Annotated in this window: 14 protein-coding genes; 7 read left to right on the top strand and 7 right to left on the bottom strand. The window is 62.5% G+C overall.

Features of this window, described 5'->3' with window-relative positions; translation table 11 throughout:
• Positions 1-11 precede the first annotated feature (11 nt).
• Positions 12-209: a DUF3311 domain-containing protein gene (locus ABH945_RS17675; protein WP_074769825.1), complete on the top strand. Its 198-nt coding sequence runs from the start codon at positions 12-14 to the stop codon at positions 207-209.
• Complete coding sequence (mctP, locus tag ABH945_RS17670) at positions 206-1,687, top strand: monocarboxylate uptake permease MctP (RefSeq protein WP_074769823.1); 1,482 nt, start codon at positions 206-208, stop codon at positions 1,685-1,687. Before ABH945_RS17675 ends, mctP begins: the two co-directional genes overlap by 4 nt.
• A gap of 100 nt (positions 1,688-1,787) precedes the next feature.
• Here mctP and ABH945_RS17665 read toward each other — a convergent pair whose 3' ends face one another.
• The 4 genes from ABH945_RS17665 to ABH945_RS17650 form a co-directional block, all read right to left on the bottom strand.
• Positions 1,788-2,471 carry a Fe2+-dependent dioxygenase gene (locus ABH945_RS17665; RefSeq protein WP_429251352.1) on the bottom strand — a complete coding sequence of 228 codons (684 nt, stop codon included), beginning with the start codon at positions 2,469-2,471 and terminating at the stop codon, positions 1,788-1,790.
• Positions 2,468-3,253 (bottom strand): tetratricopeptide repeat protein, encoded by a 786-nt coding sequence (locus ABH945_RS17660; RefSeq protein ID WP_429251351.1) that lies wholly within the window; start codon positions 3,251-3,253, stop codon positions 2,468-2,470. Before ABH945_RS17660 ends, ABH945_RS17665 begins: the two co-directional genes overlap by 4 nt.
• Before the next feature lie 10 nt (positions 3,254-3,263).
• A complete protein-coding gene (locus ABH945_RS17655) occupies positions 3,264-5,513 on the bottom strand; it encodes a TonB-dependent receptor (RefSeq protein ID WP_429251350.1) in 2,250 nt (749 codons plus the stop codon).
• Positions 5,514-5,958: 445 nt separating this feature from the next.
• Positions 5,959-7,191: an NAD(P)/FAD-dependent oxidoreductase gene (locus ABH945_RS17650; protein WP_429251349.1), complete on the bottom strand. Its 1,233-nt coding sequence runs from the start codon at positions 7,189-7,191 to the stop codon at positions 5,959-5,961.
• Between the two features lie 257 nt (positions 7,192-7,448).
• Between ABH945_RS17650 and ABH945_RS17645 the strand changes: the two genes are divergently transcribed.
• The 4 genes from ABH945_RS17645 to ABH945_RS17630 are packed head-to-tail and all read left to right on the top strand — an operon-like array spanning position 7,449 to position 12,393.
• Positions 7,449-8,246 carry a DUF3348 domain-containing protein gene (locus ABH945_RS17645; RefSeq protein ID WP_429251348.1) on the top strand — a complete coding sequence of 266 codons (798 nt, stop codon included), beginning with the start codon at positions 7,449-7,451 and terminating at the stop codon, positions 8,244-8,246.
• Between the two features lie 10 nt (positions 8,247-8,256).
• Positions 8,257-11,136: a DUF802 domain-containing protein gene (locus ABH945_RS17640; protein WP_429251347.1), complete on the top strand. Its 2,880-nt coding sequence runs from the start codon at positions 8,257-8,259 to the stop codon at positions 11,134-11,136.
• Positions 11,133-11,780 (top strand): OmpA family protein, encoded by a 648-nt coding sequence (locus ABH945_RS17635; RefSeq protein WP_074769811.1) that lies wholly within the window; start codon positions 11,133-11,135, stop codon positions 11,778-11,780. Before ABH945_RS17640 ends, ABH945_RS17635 begins: the two co-directional genes overlap by 4 nt.
• On the top strand, positions 11,773-12,393 hold the full coding sequence (locus tag ABH945_RS17630; protein WP_429251346.1) for a DUF2894 domain-containing protein: 621 nt from the start codon (positions 11,773-11,775) through the stop codon (positions 12,391-12,393). The genes ABH945_RS17635 and ABH945_RS17630 overlap by 8 nt, the downstream gene beginning before the upstream one ends.
• Before the next feature lie 39 nt (positions 12,394-12,432).
• Here the strand turns inward: ABH945_RS17630 and ABH945_RS17625 are convergent, their stop codons facing one another.
• Together ABH945_RS17625 and ABH945_RS17620 are read right to left on the bottom strand one after the other, a co-directional pair.
• A complete protein-coding gene (locus ABH945_RS17625) occupies positions 12,433-12,732 on the bottom strand; it encodes a zf-TFIIB domain-containing protein (protein ID WP_429251345.1) in 300 nt (99 codons plus the stop codon).
• Positions 12,733-12,807: 75 nt separating this feature from the next.
• Positions 12,808-13,560, bottom strand: a complete 753-nt coding sequence (locus ABH945_RS17620) for a TerC family protein (protein ID WP_429251344.1) — start codon at positions 13,558-13,560, stop codon at positions 12,808-12,810.
• 121 nt (positions 13,561-13,681) lie between these two features.
• Between ABH945_RS17620 and ABH945_RS17615 the strand changes: the two genes are divergently transcribed.
• Entirely contained in the window at positions 13,682-14,563 is an 882-nt protein-coding gene (locus ABH945_RS17615; RefSeq protein WP_429251912.1) for a LysR family transcriptional regulator, read from the top strand.
• A 140-nt stretch (positions 14,564-14,703) separates the two neighbouring features.
• Here ABH945_RS17615 and ABH945_RS17610 read toward each other — a convergent pair whose 3' ends face one another.
• Positions 14,704-15,864 carry a porin gene (locus ABH945_RS17610; RefSeq protein WP_074769801.1) on the bottom strand — a complete coding sequence of 387 codons (1,161 nt, stop codon included), beginning with the start codon at positions 15,862-15,864 and terminating at the stop codon, positions 14,704-14,706.
• Positions 15,865-16,404 lie beyond the last annotated feature (540 nt).

Genomic DNA, 16,404 nt, shown 5'->3' with positions numbered 1-16,404 from the left:
AGGAGAAGTTCGTGGAGACCTCCCCCTCCGCCAGCCGTTCATGGCTCTGGCTCATTCTGCTGTTCCCCTATATCGCGTTGCTGTGGTTGCCGTTTTATAACCACGCGTATCCGTCGTTCGCGGGCTTTCCGTTCTTTTACTGGTATCAGTTCTTGTGGGTGCCGTTGACCTCGCTACTGATTTACGCCGTGTACCGAGGTGTCAAATGAGCGATATCAATCCTGTGAATCCGGTCGCGATGACCGTCTTTATCGCGTTCTTCGTGCTGGTCACCGTGATCGGCTTCTTCGCTGCGCGCTGGAAGCGGGGCGACATGACGCAATTGCACGAGTGGGGTCTGGGCGGCCGTCAGTTCGGCACGGTCATTTCGTGGTTCCTGGTGGGCGGCGATTTCTACACCGCTTATACGGTGATCGCAGTGCCCGCGCTGGTCTACTCGGTGGGCGCGTACGGCTTCTTCGCTTTGCCTTATACGATCATCGTTTACCCGTTCGTGTTCGCGGTGATGCCGAAACTGTGGAAGGTCGCGCATGCGAAAAACCACATCACGGCAGCCGATTATGTGCAGGGCGAATACGGCGGCAAGTGGTTCCCGGCAGCGGTCGCATTGACAGGCATTGTCGCGACGATGCCGTATATCGCGCTGCAACTGGTCGGCATGCAGGTGGTGATCAAGGGACTCGGCGTGACCGGCGAAATGCCGCTGATCGTCGCGTTCGTGATTCTCGCGCTGTACACGTATGCGAGCGGCCTGCGTGCTCCGGCGATGATCGCGTTCGTCAAGGACATCATGATCTACATCGTCGTGATCGCGGCGGTGTGGCTGATTCCGGTGAAGCTCGGCGGTTACGCGCACGTGTTCGACATGGCCGATGCGCACTTCAAGGCGAAGGGCGGCGCGACCGGCATTCTGCTGAAGCCGACGCAGTTCACCGCGTATGCTTCGCTCGCGTTGGGTTCGGCGCTCGCGGCGTTCATGTATCCGCATACGATGACGGCGGTGTTGTCGTCCGCATCCGCGAAGACGGTTCGCAAGAATGCGATCTTCCTGCCGGCATACACGTTGCTGCTGGGTCTGATCGCGTTGCTCGGCTATATGGCGATCGCTGCGGGCGTGAACGTGAAATCGGCGTCCGACGTGGTGCCGGCGCTGTTCGGCACGCTGTTCCCGTCGTGGTTCGTCGGCTTTGCGGCGGCTGCGATTGCGATTAGCGCGCTGGTGCCCGCTGCGATCATGTCGATTGGCGCGGCCAATCTGTTCACGCGTAATTTGTGGCGTCCGCTGGTGTCGCCGAATATTTCGCCTGAAGGCGAGGCGTCCACCGCGAAGATCGTTTCGCTGGTCGTCAAGTTCGGCGCGCTGCTGTTCATCGTGTTCCTGCCGACGCAGTACGCGATCGACCTGCAACTGCTCGGCGGCGTGTGGATTCTGCAGATTTTCCCGGCCATCGTGTTCACGCTGTACACGCGTCGCCTGAATACGCCGGGGCTGTTCGCCGGCTGGCTGGTGGGGATCGTGATCGGCACGGGCCTCGCGATCTCGCAAGGGCTCAAGCCGGTGTACGCGCTGCATCTCGGCGACGCGGTTTATCCGCTGTATATCGGGTTGATTGCACTGGTGGCGAATATCGTCGTCAGTTTTGCGGTGTCGGTGGTGTCGCCGCGTAGGGCGGTGGTAGCAGCCTGAGCTGCGCGCTCTATCGAGCCTCGATGAGAAACGCCGCGGAGCAGTTGCTCCGCGGCGTTTTTTATTGGCACTTCCATTCCGCATCATTGCACGCGCGTTCTCAGGCGTCGGCCCAGCGACGTAGCAGATTGTGATAGATGCCGGTCAGGCTGACCACGGTGGGATCGTTCGAACCCTTCTCGGCAGCGAGGCGCTGCACGTCGTTATCGAGTTGAAACAGCGTGGTGCGCTCGCCGTCGTCGCGCACCATGCTTTGAATCCAGAAGAACGAAGCGAGCCGCACGCCGCGCGTCACCGGACTCACATGATGCAGGCTCGAAGCCGGGTAGAGCACCATGTCGCCCGCGGGCAGTTTCGCGCGATGCACGCCATATGTATCTTCGATGCACAGTTCGCCGCCGTCGTAAGTGTCCGGTTCGGCGAGAAACAGCGTCGCTGACAAATCGCTGCGAATGCGGAAATCGGTGCCCTTCAACAGGCGGATCGCGTTGTCGATGTGGGTGCCGAAACCGTCGCCGCCCGCATAGCGGTTGAATAGCGGCGGGAATACTTTCAGCGGCAACGCAGCGGAAAAAAAGCGCGAGTTCTGGCCGAGAGCGTCCTGAATCGCGTCGCCCACCGCGCGTGCGGCGGGCGAGCCTTCAGGCAGTTGCTGGTTGCGTTTGGCTTGTGCCGATTGCGCGCCGGACGTCGCATTGCCATCGGCCCACGGCGCCGCGTCGAGCACTTCGCGGCATTGCGCGACCTGCTGTTTGGTCAAAACACCTTTCAGATGCAGCATCATGTGCGCGACTCCCAGAGAAAGCGGGCCGGTCTGCGGGCGCTCAGGTTCATTTCATTACCCAGCGCGCGCAACGCGCTGACTGGCGACGCCGCAAGCCATGCCTGCATCTTCGCGATGAATGCTGGTGTCGCAGTGAGCGGCACGCGCCGCAACCAGTGCAGCGCAGTGTCGATATCGCCGCGTTCGGCCATCAGTCGCGCGTAGTTGAATTGTCCGCGGAAGTCGCCGCCTTGCGCGGCGCGATGGTAGAAGTCGAGCGCGATATCGATGTCTGCGTCGACCTCCCAGCCATCTTCGTAAAAGCTGCCGATAAAGTTCAGCGACTTCGCGTGACCGAGACCGGCCGCGCGCTGGAACCACTGCAACGCCTGCGCGCGGTCACAGGTAATACCGTTACCGAGCGCCAGCGCCGACGCATAGTTGTACATCCCCCAGTCCAGCCCCGCCTGCGCCGCGAGCCGGTACCAGTACACGGCAACCGGCGCACATCGAGCCGTGCCCCAACCATGCTCATAACAGCGGCCCAGCATGTTCATCGCCATCGGATGATCGCGCCGCGCCGCGTGTCTGAACCACGTGAACGCTTCGTCAACATTGCGTTCGACTCCGTGGCCGTCGAGCAGATACTGCCCATACACGGCCTGCGCTTCGACAATACCGTTGTGCGCGGCCGCCGCCACCCAGGCGGCAGCCTGGGCGGGCGGCCCGGCGAGAATCGCGGCGAACTCGTCGTGCGACACGTTCGCCAGCGCTTTCAAGGTCACTTGCGTTGCGGGTTCCATTACGCCGTGCTTAGTAGTGCGCGTTCAGCGTCAGGAACGCGGAGCGTCCCGGTGCGATCGACGCGTAGTGCGACGCGTAAGCCTGGTCGTAGTACGTGCGATTGAACATGTTCTGCACGTTCAGTTGCAGATCGACATGCTTGTTCACGCGATACGTCGCGACGCCGTCGAAGCGCCAGTAAGCCGGCACCGCGCGCAGATTCGCCGTGTCGCCATAAACCTGCGACATGTAGAACGCGCCGCCGCCAATCGTGAACTTCGGCAGAACTTCATACGTGGTCCACAGGCTGATGCTGTTCTTCGGCGTATTCGGGAACTGGTGGCCGTTGTCGGTCGTCGTTTTGCCGTTGTCGCGCAACTGGCTCTTCAGGTACGTGTAGCCGCCGAACACCTGCCACTTGTTCGTCAACTGACCCGCCACGCCGAATTCGAAACCTTGCACGCGCTTGCTGCCGACCATCGCGTAGCTGTTGTCCGGCAACGTGACGCGCGCGTTGGTCGTGTCGATCTGGAACAGCGCGCCCGTCAGCGAGAGCTTGTTGTCCAGCACGTTCCACTTGGTGCCCACTTCGATGCTGCGGTTCTTCTCCGGTGCGAGATCGGCGGCGTTAGCGCCGATGCCGCCACGGCCCGGCGTCAGCGACTGCGTTTCGCTACCCTGGCCGAGCAACGCGCCGGCCGGCGTCGACGAGGTCGAGATCGACGTATAGATGCTGCCGTTCGACGCCGGCTTGAACACGAGGCCGAGCTGGTAGTTGAACAGCGTGTCGTCGCGCGAAACGCGGCCTGCGCCGTTGGCCACGGTGTTGCGGAAGTCGGTCGAGTAATCGTCGACGCGCAGGCCGACGTTGGCTTGCCAGCGCTTCGTCAGCTCGATCGTGTCGAACGCATAGAGCGACTTGGTGACGGTGCGTTGCTCGCTGGGATCGTTCGTCTGCTTGACCGAACCAGCCCACGGGTCGTTCGGATTCGGCGAGTACAGACTCGTGCAGTTATAGCCCGACGCGACGCCGATGCCGTTGGTCTTGCAGATCGCGCCGCTCGCCGCTGCGACCGTGTACGAGTCGTTCACACTGGTTTCGCGCGACACTTCGATGCCGGTCGTGAAGCTGTGCTTCAGGAAGCCGGTGTTGAAGTCGCCGTACAGTTCGGTCTGGTTGGCGAGGCTGTAGACGTCGCTGGCACGCGTATTTGCGCGGCGCCACACCATGCCGTTCACGACGTTGCCCTGACTGTCGTCGGGCTGGGTCCAGATGTAGTCCTGGGTCGACTTCGTGTAGCGCGTGGTGTTGCGAATCGACAGATTGCTGTTGATGTCGTGCTCGATCCGCACCGTGCCGACGTCGGACGTGGTCTTGCGGAAATCGCGGTCGATCAGTCCGTAGAAGTTGTGACGGTTCACGTCGGCCGGGTAGATGGTGCTGACGTTGGCCGGCTTATTGGTCGTCGTGTAGAAATACGGGATGCCGCTGTCGGGCAGGTCGTCCGTTTGCAGATGGTAGTAGCTCGCCGTTACGCGGGTGGGCGTGCCGAGGCCGTACGTGAACGACGGCGCAATGCCCCAGCGCTCGTTGTTGACGGCGTCGCGGCCGGCCACGTCGTTGTTGTGGCTCATCACGTTCAGGCGGAACGCCGCGTGATCGGCCACTTGCCAGTTGCCGTCGGCGGTGAAGCGGCGGTAGCGGTCGGTGCCGAGGCCCACGCTGCCGTCGGCGGAATTGCCCAGATGCGGGGCCTTGGTGATCAGGTTGATGCTGCCGCCCGCGCCACCCCGGCCGCCGAACGCGCCATCGGCACCCTTGGTCACTTCGACGCTCTGGATGTTGAACACTTCGCGTGTCGTTGCGCCGACGTCGCGCATGCCGTCGACGAAGGTGCTGCCCTGCGCGTCGTAGCCGCGAATGAACGGCCGGTCGCCGAGCGGATTGCCGCCTTCGCCCGCGCCGAACGTGATGCCCGGCACGGTGCGCAGCGCTTCGGTCAGCGTCGAGGCGCCGGTGCTCTGGATCAGTTCCTGTGGGATGACCGTCACCGATTTCGGCGTATCCAGCAGCGGCGCGGTGAATTTGATCGACGACGAGTGGTCGGTCTTGAAGGCGCCGTCCGACTGGCCTTGCACGGCGATCGGCACGAGCTGGCCTTCGCTGTCGGGCGGCGCGGTGGCCGCGGTACTTTGGGCGAGAGCCGGCCCGGCAGCGAGCATGCTGCAAAGGGTCGTGCTGATTTTGCCGAGCTTCGGATCGTCGGACCGCAACTTCATTTTCATCCCCGTCGAGTTTCAAAAAGAAGGTCGAGCGGACATGAGAAATCCTTACCCGGCCATTCCATGTTTATTACAAAGTGATTTCGAGGCGCATTCTATTCAATCACGTTGTAATTGAGAAGCGTTCTCAATGAATAAACTTGGGATGGGGTGGTGGCGATGGGTTGGGAAAGCCGATTTTGTGATTGTGATAGTGTGTTTTAGGATAATTATTGCGTTATTTGTGCGCTGTTTTGATCATTTTGTGGCGACTACATAACATCGAGAATGCACCCGCTGTGTTGATGTAATGCAACAAATCGGGGTACGCAAAACGAGGAAAGTGTAAGGATCGACCACTGGGTTTGGGCCGATCCGGGTCCATAAAATTGACCTTTCCTTTCAGGATGTAACAGTTCGACGATGTCCCGCATGAGCCGTCCGCCGCCGCGCAAAACGCGCGCTAGAACCGCTCCACCCGAAACGGCCACGGGTCCACCACCGTCTCTTCACCCGTCATCATTTCCGCGAGCAGGCGGCCCGTGATCGGCCCCAGCGTCAATCCGTGATGCGCATGACCAAAGGCGAACCACAAGCCCCGATGATTTTTCGCCGGCCCGATCACCGGCATCATGTCCGGCGTGCAGGGGCGGCGGCCCATCCACGGTTCGTCGTCGAGACGTTCGCCTAGCGGAAACAGTGTGCGCGCAACCGGCTCGACCGCTGCGAGTTGTACCGGCGTTCTGGCCGCATCGCGATGAGCGATTTCCGCGCCCGTGGTGAGGCGGATGCCGCGCGCCATCGGCGCCAGCAGGTAACCGTTTTCGACATCCAGCACCGGGTGATTCAGGCGCGCACCGTCGCGCGGCGCGTAGTGCATGTGGTAGCCGCGCTTCACGGCGAGAGGGAGGCGGTAGCCGAGTTGCGCACTCAGCCGGTCCGACCACGGCCCCAACGCGACGACTGCCGATTCCGCCGAGATCGTTCCCGCTTCCGTATCGACCTGCCAGCCCTCGCGCAATGTGTCGGCGTCGCCGATAAAGAAGCGGCCGCCTAGCGCCTCGAAATATTTCGCGTACGCGGTGACGAGCGCATTCGGATCGCTGACCGAATCGGATGCCGTATAGCACAAGCCGCCTCGCAAGCTCGTGTCGAGAGCGGGTTCCATCTGTTGCAGGCGCGCGGGATCGAGGGCGTCGAACTCGACGCCGTATTCGTCGTGCCATCGTTCGACGAGCCGCGTCTCGGCATCCCGAACCGCGTCGGTGCGAAACACCTTGATCCAGCCGATCGGACGCAGCAACGCGCTCGCACCGGCATCGGCGGCGAGCGCGCGGTGCTCGCTCACGCAATGTTCGATCAGCGTGGAATAAGAGCGCGCGATTGCCGCGTGTTTTGCTGGATGCGAATTGCGCCAGTACTGCCACAGAAACGGCATGGTCTTGAAGATCGCGTCGGCATGGTAGCGAACGTCCGGTGACTGGTTGCGCGCGTAGCGCAGCAGCGTGCCGAGTCCGCGCGGAAACGCATACGGATAGACGCCTTCGCGCTGGATCAGCCCTGCATTGCCGAACGACGTTTCGTTGCCGGGCAATTTGCGGTCGATCAGCGCAACCTGGCGGCCGCGTTTCTGCAGATGCAGCGCCACGCAGACGCCGACTATGCCCGCGCCGAGCACGACGGTATCGAAATTCATGCTTCCTGTCTGGGTCACGTCGGGTGTCACGTTGCCTCGCCTGGAATGGTGGTGTTAAGTGCTTGCAGCAGGTGCATCGTACCTGCTGCAAAAACGCGCGGGATTCGGGTTTGCACGTGCTGTCGCGAGCCGTCGAACTAGCCTCGGATTGCGGTTCGATCGGGTCCAGAAGCACCGTCAAAATACCCGCCAGATCAAACCACAGCGGCACCCACCTCGCCAGCGTGTAAACTGCTGACTTTTTTGCCTCCGGTGCTATGTTGCAAGCTTCCCAGCGCACAGCGCTCAGTGGCCCGGCCCTCATTCGCTTATTGGCCCGTCTGGCGGATGTCGATGTTCCCGAATCCCGGCAGTCGCTGTCGGACCGGCTGAGCCAGTGGCTCGGCTGGACCGACGCGATTGCTTTGTCGTCGGCGCTGAGCGGTAAGCCGCCTGCGGTCCCTGCCAACGCGCGGGCGTTCGGCCGCGTCGAAGAGGACGAATGTCTTCGCGTGCGGTCGTTGCTGGGCAAGGCCATCGCCAACGACAGCGTGCTGGTTGCGTCGAAGCGGCGCGCGGCGGGGCCGGCGTCGGCTCACGTCGTTTCCACCGATGCGCCGGCCGACTACGCGGTGTTCCGTCAGCGCTATCTTGCGCAGCAGCAGTCGATGGAAACGGCGGTCGGCAATCTACGCGGCCGTCTGCGTGGGATGCTCGCCACCAGAACGCCTGCCATGGCCCGGCTGGCGGTGGTTGACGCCGTGATGGAGCGCGCGCTGGGCGAGCGCGAGCGGAATCTGCTGGCGACGGTGCCCGGTCTGCTCGCGGGCCATTTCGAGCGTTTGCGCGACGCAAGTCAGAAGGCGGCCGCGATCGTCGACGATCCCGAACACGCGAGTCAGGCCGATGCCGTCAAAGACGTTGCGCCCGCCGCCCGGACTGCGCCGCCTGCGCCAACCGCACACGACGCGTGGCTGGACGTTTTCCGCAAGGATATGCAGAGCGTCCTGCTGGCCGAACTGGAAGTTCGTTTACAACCGGTCGAAGGGTTGCTCGCAGCTCTTCGCACCCGCTAACTGGAACACTATGTCCAGATATCGTATTGATTTCGTTGTTTTTCTGGCCGGCCTGGCCGCTGCGTGCTGGATTGCCGCCAGCTATGTCGGGTCGAACGCGCTGGCGCTGTCCGTCACGCTGCTGATCGTCGTCTGCTATCTGGCGGGTGCGCTCGAATTGCGCCGCTATGGGCAGGCCACGACCACGCTGACGCGCGCCGTCGACGGACTCTCCGCGCCACCCGCGAGTCTTTCCGCGTGGCTCGAACCTTTGCACCCGAGCCTGCGCAACGCGGTGCGGCTGCGGATCGAAGGCGAGCGCGTGGCGCTGCCCGGACCGGCGCTGACGCCGTATCTCGTCGGCTTGCTGGTGTTGCTGGGGATGCTCGGCACGCTGCTCGGGATGGTCGCGACGCTGCGCGGCACCGGCCTCGCGCTCGAAAGCGCGACCGATCTGCAGGCGATTCGCGCGTCGCTGGCCGCGCCGGTCAAGGGCCTGGGTTTTGCATTCGGCACCTCGATTGCGGGCGTTGCGACATCGGCGATGCTGGGTCTGCTGTCGGCGCTGTGCCGCCGTGCGCGGCTCGACGCCGCGCAGGCGCTCGACCTGAAGATCGCGACGAACTTGCGCATCTATTCGCAGGCGCATCAGCGCGAGGAAAGTTTCAAGCTGATGCAGCGCCAGGCCGAGGTCATGCCGACGCTGGTCGATCGTCTGCAAACGATGATGACCGTCATCGAACAGCAAAGTCTCGCGCTGAACGAGCGGCAACTGGCGAGCCAGGAAGCCTTCCACGGCAAGACGGAGGCGGTTTATACGCGCCTCGCGGGTTCGGTCGAGCGCTCTCTGAGGGATAGCGTTGCCGATAGCGCCAGGGCTGCCAGCGCCGCGTTGCAGCCGGTCATGGAAGCCACGATGGCGGGTCTCGCGCGCGAGACTGAGGCGTTGCACGGCGCGGTGTCGCAGGCCGTCCAGCGACAACTCGACGGATTGTCGAACGGCTTCGACGCGACCACGGCCAAAGTCGCCGGGATCTGGAGCGACGCATTGGCCGGGCATCAGCGTTCGAGCGAGGAATTGGCCGGGCATTGGCGCGGCTCGATGGAGCGTGTCACGGAAGCGTTCGAATTGCGCTCGGCGGCGCTGCTGGACGGCGTGTCCGCGCGGCTCGATGCGACGGCGGGCAGTGTGTCGCAGGCGTGGAACGACGCGCTGTCGCGTCAGGAACGCGCGGGCGAAAAGCTGGCTCTGGATAACCAGCAGGCGTTGGCAGCGGCAGCGGCGACTTTCGAGCACCACTCGGCGTCGTTGCTGCGTGGGGTCGGTCAGTCGCATGTGGACTTGCAGACCGAACTGGCGTCGCGCGATGAACAGCGCCTTGCTGCATGGACCGACAAGCTCGGCTCGATGGCATCAACGCTGAGCGAAGAGTGGGCGCAAGCGGGCACGCAAACCGCGCAACGTCAGCAGGAAATCTGCGAAACGCTGGCGCAAACCGCACGCGATATGTCGGCGCAAACGCTGGCGCATGCGAGCGACACGATTGCCGAAATCAACCGCCTGGTTGATGCAGCGGCTGAGGCACCGAAGGCCGCAGCGAATCTGCACGCTGAAATTGCCTCGCGCGATGAACAGCGCCTGGCCGCATGGACCGACAAGCTCGGCTCGATGGCATCAACGCTGCGCGAAGAGTGGGCGCAAGCAGGTACGCAAACCGCGCAACGTCAGCAGGAAATCTGCGAAACGCTGGCGCAAACCGCGCGCGATATGTCGGCGCAAACGCAGGCGCACGCGAGCGACACGATTGCCGAAATCAACCGCCTGGTTGATGCAGCGGCTGAAACACCGAAGGCCGCAGCGAATCTGCACGCTGAAATTGCCTCGCGCGATGAACAGCGCCTGGCCGCATGGACCGACAAGCTCGGTTCGATGGCCACCACGCTGAGCGAAGAGTGGGTGCAAGCAGGTACGCAAACCGCGCAACGTCAGCAGGAAATCTGCGAAACGCTGGCGCAAACCGCACGCGATATGTCGGCGCAAACGCAGGCGCACGCGAGCGACACGATTGCCGAAATCAACCGCCTGGTTGATGCAGCGGCTGAGGCACCGAAGGCCGCAGCGAATCTGCACGCTGAAATTGCGTCGCGCGATGAACAGCGCCTGGCCGCCTGGACCGACAAGCTCGGCTCGATGGCATCAACGCTGCGCGAAGAGTGGGCGCAAGCGGGCACGCAAACCGCGCAACGTCAGCAGGAAATCTGCGAAACGCTGGCGCAAACCGCACGCGATATGTCGGCGCAAACGCAGGCGCACGCCAGCGACACCATCGCTGAAATCGGCCAACTGGTGCAAGCGGCGTCGGAAGCGCCGAAGGCCGCCGCCGAGGTCGTCGCCGAACTGCGTCAGAAACTGTCGGACAGCATGGTCCGCGATACCGCGATGTTGCAGGAGCGCAGCCGTCTTCTCGAAACGCTTGAGACCTTGCTAGATGCAGTGAATCACGCATCCGGCGAGCAACGCACGGCCGTGGACGCGCTGGTCGCGACATCGGCGGATCTTTTGGAACGCGTGGGCACGCGCTTCACCGATCATGTCGAACTCGAAACCGGCAAGCTCGGCGCGGTCGCCGCGCAGGTGACGGGCAGCGCGGTCGAAGTCGCGAGCCTCGGCGAAGCGTTCGGTGCCTCCGTGCAGATGTTCGGCGAATCGAACGACAAACTCGTCGCCCATTTGCAACGCATCGAAACCGCGCTGGACAAATCGCTTGCGCGCAGCGACGAACAACTCGCGTATTACGTCGCACAGGCGCGTGAAGTCGTCGACCTGAGCGTGATGTCGCAGAAGCAGATCGTCGAAGATTTGCAGCACCTCGCCCGCCAACGCTCGTCTGCCGGAGTTGATGCGGCATGAGCGAGGAAATCGACGGCGGCGTGGAGCCGGGCGCGCCGATCTGGCCGGTTTTCGGCGACCTGATGTCGGTGCTGCTGGGCGCGTTTGTGCTGATTCTGGTCGGCGTGATCGGCGTGCAACTGGAGCTATCGAACAAGCTCGATCAGGAGGTCAAGCAGCGTCAGGCGGAAACGCAGCGCCGCAAGACGCTGGAGCAGGCGCTGGCCGGACCGCTGGCGGCGGGGCGCGTGACGCTGGTCAATGGACGCATCGGCATTAGCGGCAATGTGCTGTTCGCGCTGAATTCCGCGCAGTTACAACCGGAAGGGCGCGATCTGCTGAAGAGCCTGGCGGGACCGCTATCCGCGTATTTGCGGGCCAGCGATCAGATTCTGATGGTCAGCGGCTTTACCGACGACCAGCGTTTGCGCGAAGGCAATCGCCGCTTTGCGGACAACTGGGAGCTCTCGGCACAGCGCGCGTTGACGGTCACGCGTCAATTGATCGACGCGGGCGTGCCGGCGTCGTCGCTGTTCGCGGCGGCGTTCGGCTCCGGGCAGCCGGTGAGTTCGAATACCGACGAACCGGGGCGGGCGAAAAACCGGCGTGTGGAAATTGCGCCGGTGCCGCGGCCATCGACTGCAACGGTGAAGTCCGGTGAATAACGATAACGTCGATTCCGCCGACGTCGCGCGCCACGCCCGAGCGACACTCGACGCGTGGCGCGAATGCGGTGCGGATCGTCTGAACCCGGTGCGTTTTCAATTGATCGTGGCGTTGGAGCGGCGCGCGGCTGCCCACGAAGGCGATGTACGGCGGGTTCTCGACGAGCGCGTGGCGAAGCTGATTCACGCGTATTCGGCTGACGTGGCGCGCGCAACGCCCGATGCGAAGGTGGCGGACCGCGGCGCCGCCGAATCGGAATCGCTAGCGGGCCTGGTCAGGCAACTCGCGAGCAACACGCACCGATCCACCGCCTATCCCGAACTGCCTGAACTCGATTACTTCCGAGGTGTCTGGTCCCGGGTACGCAGCGAGAAACAGATACGCCAGTCGCTCGCGCCGGTGTCCGGCAACGCGGGGCCGCTCAATTCAAGCAGCCTCGTGCATCGCGCGCTTTCGTTGATGAGCGAGTTGTCGCCGGGGTATCTGAAGCAGTTCATGTCGTACGTCGACACTTTGTCGTGGATGGAGCAGATGAACGGCGGCGCGCCTGCAGCCAAAGAAACGCCTCGTTCTGGAACTACCGGCCGAAGCGGTCGAAGCAAAGCCCGCTAGCGGCGATTGCGCGAAGCCGCCGCAGACACTTCGCCAGAATCAGTCGAAATCGAACACGTCGAAAATCGAGCGCTTCTTTTTGTGCCCGCGATAATCCGCGCGGCGATCGTCATACCCGCGATGGCGTTCGCCTTCGTACGAGTGTCCACGATTCTGGTGCTCATCCCGGCCCGCGCGTGACGCGGCGGGCGCATCTCCAATTCCCGCGTCCTGCGCGATCAGCTTGTCCAGTTCGCCGCGATCGAGCCACACGCCCCGGCAGGCCGGGCAATAATCGATTTCGATCGAGCGGCGCTCGGTCATCAGCAGATCGGTCGTTGTACAAACGGGGCACTTCATCGTCACGCTCCTTGAAAATTCCAGACTTCAAACGCTCGGCCTGAGCGCGTCATTCACTAATCGCTCATGCGCCATTCATTCGCTGCCACTCGCCGCGCGTTTCGATTTCGCGCGACGCACCAGCATGTTCATGCACTCGACAAAAGCAGAGAACGCCATGGCCGCGTAGATGTAGGCCTTTGGCACGTGAGTGCCGAAACCATCGGCGATCAGCGTCATGCCGATCACCAGCAGGAAGCTGAGCGCCAGCATCACGATGGTCGGATTGCGGTCGATAAAACGCGACAACGGCAGCGCCGCGAACAGCATCACCAGCACCGCGACGATGACGGCGACGAACATGATCGGCATGTGCTCGGTCATGCCGACCGCCGTGATGATGCTGTCGACCGAAAACACGATATCGAGCACGATGATCTGGCCGATGGCCGCCGCGACCGTCAACTGAACCGTGGAGGCTGCTTTATCGGCAGCCTCGTCCGAATGAGTGACATGGTGGCGAATTTCGCTCGTCGCCTTCCACACCAGAAACAGACCGCCACCGAGCAGAATCAGATCGCGCCACGAAAACGCGTGATCGAACAGCGAGAACGCAGGCGCGGTTAGCTGCGCGATCCACGCGACCGTGCCGAGCAGCGCAAGCCGCATCACCAGCGCGAGCATCAGGCCGATGCGCTGCGTGCGCGCGCGTTGCGCCTCGGGCAGCTTGTTGCTGAGGATCGAGATGAAGATCAGGTTGTCGATGCCAAGCACGATTTCCATCACGATCAACGTGACGAGCGCTGCCCACGCAGCGGGGTCGGCCATCAGGGCGAGTAGGGAGTCCATGGGATTGTTATAGAGGCCGGTGCGGTTAATGTCACGGAACCGCTATCTTCGTCCCGGGCAAGCTTCGAATAAATCAGTGATAAGCTGAATGACATATCGATTTTTGCGAACTGTCAGCGGCATGCTCAACTATCGTCATCTCTATTATTTCTGGATCGTCGTCAAGGAAGGCGGCTTCGCGCGCGCCGCCGAGCGGCTCGACGTGGCGGTCCAGACGGTCAGTGCGCAGGTGCGCGAACTGGAGAAATCGATTGGGCGTCAATTGCTGAAGCCGGCGGGACGAGGCGTCACGATGACCGAGGCCGGCGAGACCGCCTTCAATCGCGCGGAGCAGATTTTTCAGCTTGGCGAAACCTTGCTCGACGAGATGCGCGAGCCGGGCGGCGAGGGCGCGGCGCGGCTAGCGGTAGGTCTGTCGGACGGCATTTCAAAACTCGCCGCGCATGCGCTGCTTGCGCCAGTGCTCGGTACGCCGTCGCTGAGGCTGTTGTGTCACGAAGGCGAACATGCGCAGCTTATGTCAGAGCTGGCGCTGCATCGGCTGGATCTGGTGCTGGCTTGTCAGCCTGCACCGCATAACGCGGATTTGCGCGTGACGAGCCAGCGGATTGCCGGCTCGCCGGTCGACTGGTATGGCCCGGCGGACATCGTGCGCAAGGCCGCGCGCGCCGGTTTTCCAGCATGCCTGGCCAGTCTGCCGGTGCTGCTGCCTACCCGCCATGGCGCGCTGCGGGCGCGGCTCGACCGCTGGTTCGAGAGTGAGGGCATCCGGCCGCGCATCGTCGGCGAATTCGAGGACAGTGCGCTGATGGCCGTGTTCGCCGCGCGCGGGCTGGGCGTGTTTCCGCTCGCGGAACTGGGCGCGGAAGACCTGTCGCTGCTGCGTGGTTTGCGGTTGCTGGGTCGCGCGGAGGGCGTGATCGAAGAGGTTCACGCAATCCGGTCGCGGCGCGGGCAGCATCACGTGCTCGCGTCTCAGGTGCTGGCCGCTGCACGTTCGTGATCGTGCCGGGCGCGCAATGTGAAAGACTGATGGTCTGAAAATGGACTATGCCCGGACGAAGCCGGGCATAGGTCTTTACCGCTTACGCACTGATTGCGCGGCGCTGAAGCCGCGCAATCAGACGCGCATCACAAGCCCGCTTAGAACGCGTGACGCATACCCACCGTCACAGCGACCTGCGAGTTCGTCGCAGACGGCGACAGCGTGTTGAGCATTGCATGCGACAGCACCGAATCCGCCGGCGCGCCGTGCACGTTCTGATACACGCCTTCCAGATAGAAGTCGGTGCGCTTGCTGACCGAGTAATCCGTTTGCAGCATTGCCGTGTTCCAGCCCGGCGACGAACCGTTGTACGCGCCGTGCGTGAACGTGTACGCACCCGACACGCTCAGTGCCGGCGTCAGTTCGTACTTCGCGTTCACTTCATAGTTGTCGAGGCGCAGCGAGCCGCCCAGCGTGCCCGACGACGTGTCGCCCGAACCGAGGTAGGTGCCCGTGCCGAACGAGAACACGCCCGACGCGTTGTCGATCTGCGAGTGGCTCCACACGAGGCCGACGGTAGCCGGGCCGAACGTGTAGTTACCGCCCAGCGACCAGATACGCTGACGTTCGGCGATGAAGTTCGCGCTCGTGTCGCTCGACGTGACCGCGCCCGAACCGCTGCCCGCGTTGTTCAGTTGCAGGTAACCGGCAGCCAGGTTCACCGGACCCATTGCATACGACAGACCGAAACCGTACGAGCGGTTGTCCGCGAACGCGCCAGCCTGGTTGCTGAACGAGTACATCGTCTCGAACGTGACGCCGTGGTAGACCGGGCTCGCGTACTTGACCGAATTGTTGATGACGACCGAGTTCGCCGCCAGGTTGTCGTTTTCGAACGGGTGCGCCGCGATGCTGCCGCCCCACGTGTTGAACGCGGACGTCAGCGGGCCGACCGTGTCGTTCATCACGTCGAACTGGCGACCCAGCGTGACCGTACCGTACGCGTCGCTTTGCAGGCCGACCCATGCCTGGGAACCGAATGCGCTACCGGCGAAAGCCTGCGAGCCGTTGTTCAGATTGAAGCCTTGCTCCAGTTTGAAGATCGCGTGCAGACCGGCACCCAGATCTTCCGAGCCCTTCAGGCCGAACACCGTGTTCTGCGTCGAGCTGCTGCCGAGCTGGTAGTTAGCGTGGCCTTGCTGGTTGTTGGTGTACACGAATCCTGCATCGATGAGGCCGTACAGGGTGACGCTGCTCTGCGCATGCGCCGTCATCGTAAAGGCGCCGCACAGGGCTGCCGCGAGTAGACACTTTTTCATACTTGTTAGCTCCGTGATTAAACGGTGATTGATGGATTCAGTAGCTTGTTCAACAACGCCACGCACGCGCATGCAATAGATTCGCAATCGTTGTTGCGAATGTCGCAATAGCGAGGGTTATATTTTTGCGATTATTGCGTGCAAGCCATTCCAATGACTGGTCAATGGCGCACGCCGGTCGACTGCCTTGTTTTTCAAAATCGGCGATGCAGATACGCTCAGCCGGATGCGAAAAGTGACAGCGCAATCATATGGCGGTGGAAATAAAATCGGTGCCGGAAAAAATAAAACGCGTGGCGCGGAAGAAACATTGAGGGCCCGAAGCTTACCGCGTTCGATCGCATGCTGGGAGGGCTCTGTGACGTTCTTACGACACAATTTCGCATGAAGACGTGGGTTTTGTATCGAATGCGGGATGTTGAATGGCAAATCAAACCTGAAGTGATTCGTCAAGGCGGCTTAACTCGCCATTTATTTTGAAATATTAAAGAAAGGCTAATGTAATTAAATAATGATCGGAATATCGACGGAATCTGGAAT

Origin of the sequence: Paraburkholderia sp. GAS333 (assembly GCF_050435665.1) — a bacterium.
In the GTDB taxonomy this organism is placed as follows: Bacteria; Pseudomonadota; Gammaproteobacteria; order Burkholderiales; family Burkholderiaceae; genus Paraburkholderia; species Paraburkholderia fungorum_A.
The sequence above is the reverse complement of the archived record's forward strand: the minus strand, read 5'-3'. Positions and strand labels throughout refer to the sequence as shown.

What these genes read in the sequence shown, in the direction of transcription:
- ABH945_RS17635 (WP_074769811.1), top strand. Translation starts at nt 11,133, where the DNA reads ATGAGCGAGGAAATCGACGGCGGCGTGGAGCCGGGCGCGCCGATCTGG.
- ABH945_RS17655 (WP_429251350.1), bottom strand. Translation starts at nt 5,513, where the DNA reads ATGAAGTTGCGGTCCGACGATCCGAAGCTCGGCAAAATCAGCACGACC.
- ABH945_RS17610 (WP_074769801.1), bottom strand. Translation starts at nt 15,864, where the DNA reads ATGAAAAAGTGTCTACTCGCGGCAGCCCTGTGCGGCGCCTTTACGATG.
- ABH945_RS17640 (WP_429251347.1), top strand. Translation starts at nt 8,257, where the DNA reads ATGTCCAGATATCGTATTGATTTCGTTGTTTTTCTGGCCGGCCTGGCC.
- ABH945_RS17615 (WP_429251912.1), top strand. Translation starts at nt 13,682, where the DNA reads ATGCTCAACTATCGTCATCTCTATTATTTCTGGATCGTCGTCAAGGAA.
- ABH945_RS17625 (WP_429251345.1), bottom strand. Translation starts at nt 12,732, where the DNA reads ATGAAGTGCCCCGTTTGTACAACGACCGATCTGCTGATGACCGAGCGC.
- mctP (WP_074769823.1), top strand. Translation starts at nt 206, where the DNA reads ATGAGCGATATCAATCCTGTGAATCCGGTCGCGATGACCGTCTTTATC.
- ABH945_RS17645 (WP_429251348.1), top strand. Translation starts at nt 7,449, where the DNA reads ATGTTGCAAGCTTCCCAGCGCACAGCGCTCAGTGGCCCGGCCCTCATT.
- ABH945_RS17660 (WP_429251351.1), bottom strand. Translation starts at nt 3,253, where the DNA reads ATGGAACCCGCAACGCAAGTGACCTTGAAAGCGCTGGCGAACGTGTCG.
- ABH945_RS17650 (WP_429251349.1), bottom strand. Translation starts at nt 7,191, where the DNA reads ATGAATTTCGATACCGTCGTGCTCGGCGCGGGCATAGTCGGCGTCTGC.
- ABH945_RS17620 (WP_429251344.1), bottom strand. Translation starts at nt 13,560, where the DNA reads ATGGACTCCCTACTCGCCCTGATGGCCGACCCCGCTGCGTGGGCAGCG.
- ABH945_RS17665 (WP_429251352.1), bottom strand. Translation starts at nt 2,471, where the DNA reads ATGATGCTGCATCTGAAAGGTGTTTTGACCAAACAGCAGGTCGCGCAA.